This window comes from Mesorhizobium sp. M6A.T.Ce.TU.002.03.1.1 (assembly GCF_003997275.1).
Taxonomy (GTDB): domain Bacteria; phylum Pseudomonadota; class Alphaproteobacteria; order Rhizobiales; family Rhizobiaceae; genus Mesorhizobium; species Mesorhizobium mediterraneum.
Window position 1 is genome coordinate 83,368 of sequence record NZ_RZTI01000012.1, and the last position, 7,671, is coordinate 91,038.

A 7,671-nucleotide genomic window follows, 5' to 3' on the forward strand; every position below is an offset into this window, starting at 1 on the left:
ATTGAGCATCCGGCCCCAGCCATTTCACAGGGGCGAGAAACGGCGCCTATCCGCCATCCCTGAACCGGTTGGTGATGGGATAACGGCGGTCGCGGCCGAAATTCTTCTTGGTGATCTTCACGCCGGGCGCTGCCTGCCGGCGCTTGTATTCCGCGATGTAGAGCAGGTGCTCGACGCGCGTCACCGTCGCCCGGTCGTGGCCGCGGGCAACGATCTCGTCGACACCCATCTCGTTCTCGACCAGACACTCCAAGATGTCGTCCAGCACCGGATAGGGCGGAAGCGAATCCTGATCCGTCTGGTTCTCGCGCAGTTCCGCCGACGGCGCCTTGTCGATGATGTTGTTCGGGATCACCTCGCCGGAAGGGCCTAGCGCACCAGGCGGCACGTGCGTATTGCGCCAGCGCGACAGCGCGTAGACCTGCATCTTGTAGAGGTCCTTGATCGGGTTGAAGCCGCCATTCATGTCGCCATAGAGCGTGGCGTAGCCCACCGACATCTCGCTTTTGTTGCCGGTGGTGACCACCATTGAGCCGAACTTGTTGGAGATCGCCATCAAAATGGTGCCGCGCGCACGGCTCTGCAGGTTTTCCTCGGTGATGCCTTCCTTGGTGCCCTCGAAAAGCTGCGTCAGCGTATGCAGGAATCCCTCGACCGGCTCGAAGATCGGCACGATATCGTAGCGGCAGCCGAGCGCGCGGGCACAATCCTCGGCATCCTTCAGCGAATCCTTCGAGGTATAGCGGTAAGGCATCATCACGGCGCGCAGCCGTTCCTCGCCGAGCGCATCGACGGCAAGTGCGGCGCAGATCGCCGAATCGATGCCGCCGGAAAGGCCGAGCACCACATTCTTGAAGCCGTTTTTGTTGACGTAGTCGCGCAGGCCCAGCATGCAGGCGCGATAGTCAGCCTCCTCCTTTTCCGGGATTTTCGACATCGGTCCTTCGGAGCAGACCCAGCCCTCGGAGTGATTTCCACTTCGCGCGCCTGCGGCGGCGCGGTTCCGCTTCCACGTGGTGACGTTGACCGTCTCCTCGAACTGGCTCATCTGGAAGGCCAGCGTCTTGTCAGAACCTATAGCAAACGACGCACCATCGAAGATCAGCTCGTCCTGGCCGCCAAGCTGATTGGCGTAGATGATCGGCAATCCGCATTCGATGACCTGGCGGATGACGATCTGGTGGCGAACGTCGACCTTGCCGCGATAATAGGGCGAGCCGTTCGGTACCAGCAGGATTTCCGCGCCGCTTTCGGCCAGCGTCTCGCACATGCCGACATCGCCCCATATGTCTTCGCAGATCGGAATTCCCAGGCGCACGCCGCGGAAATTGACCGGTCCCTGGATTTCAGGACCAGCCTGGAAGACGCGCTTCTCGTCGAATTCGCCGTAGTTCGGCAGATCGAGCTTGTAGCGCTCGGCAAGGATCTTGCCGCCATCGGCAACGATGATCGAATTGTGCGTGCCGCTCTTGCGCTTCAGTGGCGTGCCGATGATGACGCCCGGCCCGCCATCGGCGGTATCACCAGCGAAATCCTTCGCCGCCCGCTCGCAGGCCTTCAGGAACGCCGGCTTCAGCACCAGGTCTTCGGGGGGATACCCAGCAAGAAAAAGCTCGGTGAACAGCACGAGGTCGGCGCTCTGGCGAGCGGCATCCGCCCTCGCCTCGCGCGCCTTTGCGAGATTACCGGCGACGTCGCCAACCGTCGGATTGAGCTGGGCGACGGCGATGCGCAATATGTCGGAAGCGGTGTTGTCGGTCATGCCTGCTGACTTAGCGCGACAGAATTCGCCGGGCAATGGCGTTCATTTGGACCACCCAGACCGAATGACATATGTCATTCGTGTCAGACCGATCGACGAATGTCGATCGTGTCAGACCGATCAACGGATCGATCGCGGCCTATTCGCCCATATATTCGCGCAGTGCCTCCGGCGAGTGGTTCTCGCCGATCGACATCGCCAGAATGCGCGAAATATGCCGGCGCGGCAGCCGGGTTTGCGCCGCCCAGGCATTGATCTGGTTCTGGATCTTGTCGAGATCCCTCTTCGAGGTCGGGCTTTCGGCGATGTCCAGGCCGGCGTCGCGCAGCGCCGCCGCCATGTCGGTTGAGACGATGAAGGCGTCCCATTCCAGCCACCTCAGAAAATACTGGCCGGTGTTGCCGCCGAGCCGGCTGCCATGCTTGCCGAGATAGGCCATCAGCCCGACCTGATCGTCGGCCGGCCAATCGGCGAGGAATTTGCCGAAGCCGCCATGCTCCTTCGATACCCGCTCGACGAAGGCCGCGTTGTCGCGGACGGATTTGATCTTCTGCGGATTGCGCACGATGCGCTTGTCGGCCGTCAGTTCGTGCCAGAAATCGTCAGGCTGGAACAACAGCCGCTTCGGCTCGAAACCGAGAAACGCCTCTTCGAAACCCGGCCATTTCTGCTCGATGACGCGCCAAACGAAACCAGCCGCGAAAACACGCTCGGCCATGGTCGAGAGGATGCGGTCGTCGGTAATGTCAGCTACCGCGGCGTTGTCAGGCATGGGACCCAGCAGCGACGCCAGCGCAGCTTCCCCGCCCTTGCGTTTGGCCGCGCGGGCGCGGACTTTCTGAAAATCCATCATTGTTTCCTCACCTTATCGCGTCAATCTACCACTTCCCGTGCGAACCGGCAGCCTCTAGGTCTATCGCGGACGCTGACGACGGAGGCGACGATGAACAAGACGATCGAAGAGTTGGCAAACCGTTGGCTGAAGCGAAAGCCGGACGGCCTCAGCGCACTTGAAAACCGGGTGCTGCAATCAACGCTCGAGCGCACCACGATCTCCAAGGATACCAACAAGGCTGTCGCCTTTCACCAGACGTTTGGCGACCGCCTCGCCGACACCATCGCCCGGATCGGCGGCTCGTGGTCCTTCATCCTGACATTCATTGCCTTCCTGATCCTGTGGACTGCGGGCAATGTCTGGCTTTTGACGCGCGACGCCTTTGATCCCTATCCCTTCATCTTCCTCAACCTCGTGCTTTCCATGGTCGCGGCCCTGCAGGCGCCGGTGATCATGATGGCGCAGAACCGCCAGACCGAGCGCGATCGTATCGATGCCGCGCACGACTACGAGGTCAATCTCAAGGCCGAGATCGAGATCATGGCGTTGCATGAGAAGCTGGACGAACTGCGCCACAGCCAGATCGTCGGCATGCGCGACGAGATTGCGCAACTGGCCGAACAGGTGAAGCGGATCGACGAGATTCTGTCGAAGCAGCGGACGCGTCCATGACGGATGCCATCCATAATCTCATCGAGCAATATGGGCTGATTGCCGTCTTTCTGGGCTGTATCGCCGAGGGCGAAAGTGCCGCCCTCCTTGGCGGTTTTTTCGCGCATCAGCATGTCTTCGTCCTGTGGCAGGCCTTTCTCGCGGCTGCCTTCGGCGCCTTTGTCGGCGACACCTTCTTTTTCACCCTCGGCCGAAGCTTCGCCGACCATCCGCTCGTGATTAAATTGAGGGGTCGGCCAGGCTTCAGTCACGCCTATCGTCTCGTCTCCAGCCATCCCGACATTTTCGTGCTGTCGAACCGTTTTATCTATGGCCTGCGGCTGGTCGGCGGCATCGCGGCTGGATTGTCCGGCATCGCCGTGGCGCGCTTTGTCATCCTCAACGCCATTTCATCGATCATCTGGGCCGCATTGTTCGCCGCCATCGGCTATGTCTTCGGGCTGGGCGCGGAGCGAATCGTCGGCCAGGCGCTTGCCCGTCACGAGCGATTGCTGATCGCTCTGGCCATCGGCCTGGCAGCCGCCGTCCTCGGCTGGTTCATCGCCCACCATGTCGCCAAGAAAGAACGTGTCAAGGACGCTAAGGAGACGTGAGGATCAGTCGATGCCGAGCGCGCGGCCACGATCGAGGATCAGCGGAATGATCAAATCTTCCTCATCGGCAAGGTGCCGGGTCAGCATGGCGATCAGGCGGCTGTTCTCGTCGGCATAGGCATCGGCGGCAAAGCGCTGCTTGTCCTCGCTCTCCTGAAGCGTGCGGATGAAGGCGTTCGCCGTCTCGGCATTGCGCTCCAGCCCCTCATGGATCGTGTGATGATCGGCATCGAGAATCTCGAAGCCGCGTTTCAGCCTTGTCTCCGCCTTGGCGAAGACCGGAAAATAATGATTGTCCTCGACATTGTGGTGGCCGTCGAGATTCCCGAGAAAATGGTTGAGGCGCGGCGCGAACCAGCGCGCAAACTCCGGCGCTGTCAGCCTGCCCTCGCGATAGTCGCCAATGCCATTGGTCAGCATGCCGCCGAGCTCGCGGAACATGTCGTGCCGCTGCAGCCACATGGTGGCGATGCCGTGAATGTTGGAATGTGCCTGCCAGGTCTCGCGCGGATATTTCTCAGTCAGCCAGCCCAGATCGTCCGGCAGGCCTGCCCGCTCGAGCAGCAGAAAATCGGCACCTTCACCCATGACGGTCTCCTTTGGTGACCGTCATATAAGAGGTGAGATACTAGATCGGTAGCCCCAAGATTCGCTCGATGATGGCGATGCCCCAGACGCCGGCAACGATCACCACCGAAATCAGCACCGCCAGCGAGCCGCAATCCTTGGCGAGCTGGATATCGACGTTGAACTCCCGGCTGAACGCATCGCATGCCGCCTCGATGCCGGTGTTCAGCACTTCGACCATGATCAGCAGCAGCACCGAGCCGATCAGCAGCGCATAGCCGCGCCACGACACCGAAACAAACCAGCCGAGCGGCAGCGCCAGCACGAGCAGCATCAGCTCCTGCTGGAAGGCTTTTTCGCTGGCGGCCAATTTCTGAAACGCCCGCACCGAATTGAAGAAAGCATCGATCAGCCGCTGCATACCAAACCTTTCCGAATCACCGGCAGGGGATAGCGCAATGGCCGGATCAAGGGAATAAGGCGATCGCTGCAAAAATCATTCGTCGGCGACCTTGATCGACGGGGCCGACCTTTCGAACTGCGGCAGCGCATCGTCGATCGAATAATAATCTCCCTTGTCGCCGACAAAGATATGGCTTTGGCCGGAAAGGCCGGATGGCCTGTCGAAGGAGCCGGCCATGATCGAAATTGAGTCCAGTTCGCCATGCTTCCAGAACAGCAGCGAACCGCAGGTCCTGCAGAACCCGCGCTTGGCCACATCGGAAGCACCATACCAGGCGAGCGCATCCTTCCCTTCGATATCGATGTCGGCGTCCTTGGCAGCGGTTGCGGCAACGAAATGCCCGGTCTGCTTCCGGCACTGTGAACAATGGCAATAGACGACACCGCGCAGCGGACCCCGCGTCCTGAAGCGCACGGCTCCGCACAGGCATGATCCGCTGTGATTGTCATCCATCTCGGCCTCCAACGAAATCGCCATCCCAATCGCCATCCATGGCATCGGCATCGTTGTCAGGATTCCAGTTTTGCAGCGACTGTGCCCAAGCAAATGCGACATTCGGCGGGCATGTTCCGCACAGCACGGTTTGCGGTTGGGAGCGCGGGCGCTGACCGAACCCTGGCTAAAAACGATGTCGGGCCACAACTAACCGGCGGGTGCGTAGCGCAGCAGCGTCACGCCCTGGGTAAGGCTTTCCGTGCCAAGCGGCTTCAACGTCAGCGACAGGCCGGACTGGAAGTACGGCTTGCCGCCGCCCAGCACAACCGGGTGCAGCGGTGCAGAACCTTTGATGCCGGCGCGAAGGATCGCTACGCAGCAGTTTTATTCCGAACCGCTGCATTCTTCGGCTGATGTAACGGCATGGATCCTGCGGTCTGCATTCCGCTTCGCGTCGCTACGCCCCAGGATGACGAAGGCATGTTGGCTTAAGGCTAATCGCCAGCGTTGGAGATTGGCAGTTGCAGATCAGTCGGCAACCATCACAGCCTCAGCCGTTCACGGCCTGCTTGTGCTGGACCGGGTGGCTCTTTTTGAGCAGATCCGAGACCAGGAATGCCAGCTCGATCGCCTGGTCGGCGTTGAGGCGCGGGTCGCAATGGGTGTGGTAGCGATCCTGCAGCTCTTCGGCGGTGATGGCGCGGGCGCCACCGGTGCATTCAGTGACATTCTTGCCGGTCATCTCGATATGGATGCCGCCCGGATGCGTGCCTTCGGCGCGATGCACCTCGAAGAAGGTCTGCACCTCCTTCAGGATGCGGTCGAACGGCCGCGTCTTATAGCCGGCGGCCTCGATGGTGTTGCCATGCATCGGGTCCGACGACCACACCACGCTGCGGCCTTCTTTTTTTACCGCGCGCAGCAGCTTCGGCAGGTGGTCGGCGACCTTGTCGGAGCCGAAGCGCGCGATCAGCGTCAGCCGGCCGGGCTCGTTCTCCGGATTGAGCAGGTCGATGAGCTGCAACAGGCCGTCCGGCGTCAGCGACGGGCCGCATTTCAGGCCCAGCGGGTTCTTGATGCCACGGCAGTATTCGACATGGGCATGGTCGGGCTGGCGCGTGCGATCGCCGATCCAGATCATGTGTCCGGAAGTGGCGTACCAGTCACCTGAGGTTGAATCGACGCGGGTCAGCGCCTCCTCATAGCCGAGCAGCAGCGCTTCGTGGCTGGTGTAGAAGTCGGTCTCGCGCAGCGCGTAATTGGTCTCCGAGGTGATGCCGACAGCCTTCATGAAGTCCATCGTCTCGGTGATGCGGTTGGCGAGCGACTCGTATTTCTCGCCCTGCGGGCTGTCGGACACGAAGCCCAGCATCCATTGATGCACGTTCTCCAGGCTGGCGTAGCCGCCCTGGGCGAAGGCGCGCAACAGGTTGAGCGTCGCCGCCGACTGGCGGTAGGCCATCTCCTGGCGTGCGGGATCGGGAATGCGCGACTTGGCGTCGAACTCGATGCCGTTGATGATGTCGCCGCGATAGCTGGGCAGCGTCACGCCGCCCTTGGTCTCGTTGTCGGACGAGCGCGGCTTGGCGAACTGGCCGGCGACACGACCGACCTTCACCACCGGCTGCGCGCCGGCGAAAGTCAGCACCACGGACATCTGCAGGAAGACGCGGAAGAAGTCGCGGATGTTGTCCGCGCCATGCTCGGCAAAACTCTCGGCGCAATCGCCGCCCTGCAGAAGGAATGCGTCACCGGCAGCGACGGTCGCAAGCTGCTTCTTCAGCTTGCGTGCCTCACCTGCAAAAACCAGCGGCGGAAAGGTGGCGAGCTGGGCTTCCGTGTTCTTCAGCGCGGCAAGATCCGGATAGGCAGGAACCTGCTGGATCGGCTTTGCTCTCCACGAATTCGGCGACCATTTCGTCATCGTTGCACCCAACGTTCTTTCCAGCGGGTGCTATCGCCCGCCATTTCACCCCAATATGGGATCGCGGCTCCATACACGAAGCCGATTTCCTATTCTAGACCGGATTTGGACGTGTGGCGAATGGCGGCCGCGGCGAAAAAGCGTCGGAATGTTTGCGGCGAAAGGCTCAAGCCGACGCCGTGTTAAGCCACCTTCTCCGCCAATCTTGCCAGCTGCGTCATGACGACGGCGGACCCCGCCAGCCGCTTTTCGGGCGTAGACCAGTCGCGGCTGAAGACGACGCTGTGATCCGGCCGGATCTTGGCCAGCGAGCCCTGCTCGCCGATGAACGTGACCAGCCCGACAGGATTGGAAAACTCGCGCTTGCGGAAATGTATGACGACCCCCTTTGGCCCGGCATCGAGCTTTTCGACATTGGCC

General features: G+C 61.2%; 9 protein-coding genes. 2 read left to right on the top strand and 7 right to left on the bottom strand.

Translation table 11 applies throughout. The annotated features are described in order from the left end of the window. Positions 1 to 46 precede the first annotated feature (46 nt). Positions 47 to 1,762, bottom strand: coding sequence for an NAD+ synthase (locus EOC93_RS06305; protein WP_127204153.1), 1,716 nt, complete (start codon positions 1,760 to 1,762; stop codon positions 47 to 49). A 139-nt stretch (positions 1,763 to 1,901) separates the two neighbouring features. Further along, positions 1,902 to 2,615, bottom strand: a complete 714-nt coding sequence (locus tag EOC93_RS06310) for a DNA-3-methyladenine glycosylase I (RefSeq protein WP_095485353.1) — start codon at positions 2,613 to 2,615, stop codon at positions 1,902 to 1,904. Between the two features lie 90 nt (positions 2,616 to 2,705). On the opposite strand from EOC93_RS06310, the gene EOC93_RS06315 reads away from it, so the two are divergent. Together EOC93_RS06315 and EOC93_RS06320 are read left to right on the top strand one after the other, a co-directional pair. Continuing rightward, the gene (locus EOC93_RS06315) at positions 2,706 to 3,269 is read left to right on the top strand and encodes a DUF1003 domain-containing protein (RefSeq protein WP_095485354.1); all 564 of its coding nucleotides are present in this window, start codon (positions 2,706 to 2,708) and stop codon (positions 3,267 to 3,269) included. After that, positions 3,266 to 3,862, top strand: a complete 597-nt coding sequence (locus EOC93_RS06320) for a DedA family protein (protein ID WP_095485355.1) — start codon at positions 3,266 to 3,268, stop codon at positions 3,860 to 3,862. Before EOC93_RS06315 ends, EOC93_RS06320 begins: the two co-directional genes overlap by 4 nt. Before the next feature lie 3 nt (positions 3,863 to 3,865). Here the strand turns inward: EOC93_RS06320 and EOC93_RS06325 are convergent, their stop codons facing one another. From EOC93_RS06325 to EOC93_RS06350, 5 genes are all read right to left on the bottom strand, one after another. After that, positions 3,866 to 4,450 carry a hemerythrin domain-containing protein gene (locus EOC93_RS06325; RefSeq protein WP_095485356.1) on the bottom strand — a complete coding sequence of 195 codons (585 nt, stop codon included), beginning with the start codon at positions 4,448 to 4,450 and terminating at the stop codon, positions 3,866 to 3,868. 40 nt (positions 4,451 to 4,490) lie between these two features. Next, positions 4,491 to 4,850 carry a diacylglycerol kinase gene (locus EOC93_RS06330; protein ID WP_095485357.1) on the bottom strand — a complete coding sequence of 120 codons (360 nt, stop codon included), beginning with the start codon at positions 4,848 to 4,850 and terminating at the stop codon, positions 4,491 to 4,493. A 75-nt stretch (positions 4,851 to 4,925) separates the two neighbouring features. After that, on the bottom strand, positions 4,926 to 5,345 hold the full coding sequence (locus tag EOC93_RS06335) for a GFA family protein (RefSeq protein ID WP_095485580.1): 420 nt from the start codon (positions 5,343 to 5,345) through the stop codon (positions 4,926 to 4,928). Between the two features lie 532 nt (positions 5,346 to 5,877). Further along, positions 5,878 to 7,251, bottom strand: a complete 1,374-nt coding sequence (locus EOC93_RS06345; protein WP_029352996.1) for a 3-deoxy-7-phosphoheptulonate synthase class II — start codon at positions 7,249 to 7,251, stop codon at positions 5,878 to 5,880. 182 nt (positions 7,252 to 7,433) lie between these two features. Continuing rightward, the coding region (locus tag EOC93_RS06350) for a hypothetical protein (RefSeq protein ID WP_164759058.1) at positions 7,434 to 7,671 on the bottom strand (238 nt) is incomplete at its 5' end.

Excerpts from the sequence above, each read along its gene's own strand:
- EOC93_RS06330 (WP_095485357.1), bottom strand. The coding sequence starts at position 4,850 with ATGCAGCGGCTGATCGATGCTTTCTTCAATTCGGTGCGGGCGTTTCAG.
- EOC93_RS06325 (WP_095485356.1), bottom strand. The coding sequence starts at position 4,450 with ATGGGTGAAGGTGCCGATTTTCTGCTGCTCGAGCGGGCAGGCCTGCCG.
- EOC93_RS06315 (WP_095485354.1), top strand. The coding sequence starts at position 2,706 with ATGAACAAGACGATCGAAGAGTTGGCAAACCGTTGGCTGAAGCGAAAG.
- EOC93_RS06320 (WP_095485355.1), top strand. The coding sequence starts at position 3,266 with ATGACGGATGCCATCCATAATCTCATCGAGCAATATGGGCTGATTGCC.
- EOC93_RS06305 (WP_127204153.1), bottom strand. The coding sequence starts at position 1,762 with ATGACCGACAACACCGCTTCCGACATATTGCGCATCGCCGTCGCCCAG.
- EOC93_RS06335 (WP_095485580.1), bottom strand. The coding sequence starts at position 5,345 with ATGGATGACAATCACAGCGGATCATGCCTGTGCGGAGCCGTGCGCTTC.
- EOC93_RS06310 (WP_095485353.1), bottom strand. The coding sequence starts at position 2,615 with ATGATGGATTTTCAGAAAGTCCGCGCCCGCGCGGCCAAACGCAAGGGC.
- EOC93_RS06345 (WP_029352996.1), bottom strand. The coding sequence starts at position 7,251 with ATGACGAAATGGTCGCCGAATTCGTGGAGAGCAAAGCCGATCCAGCAG.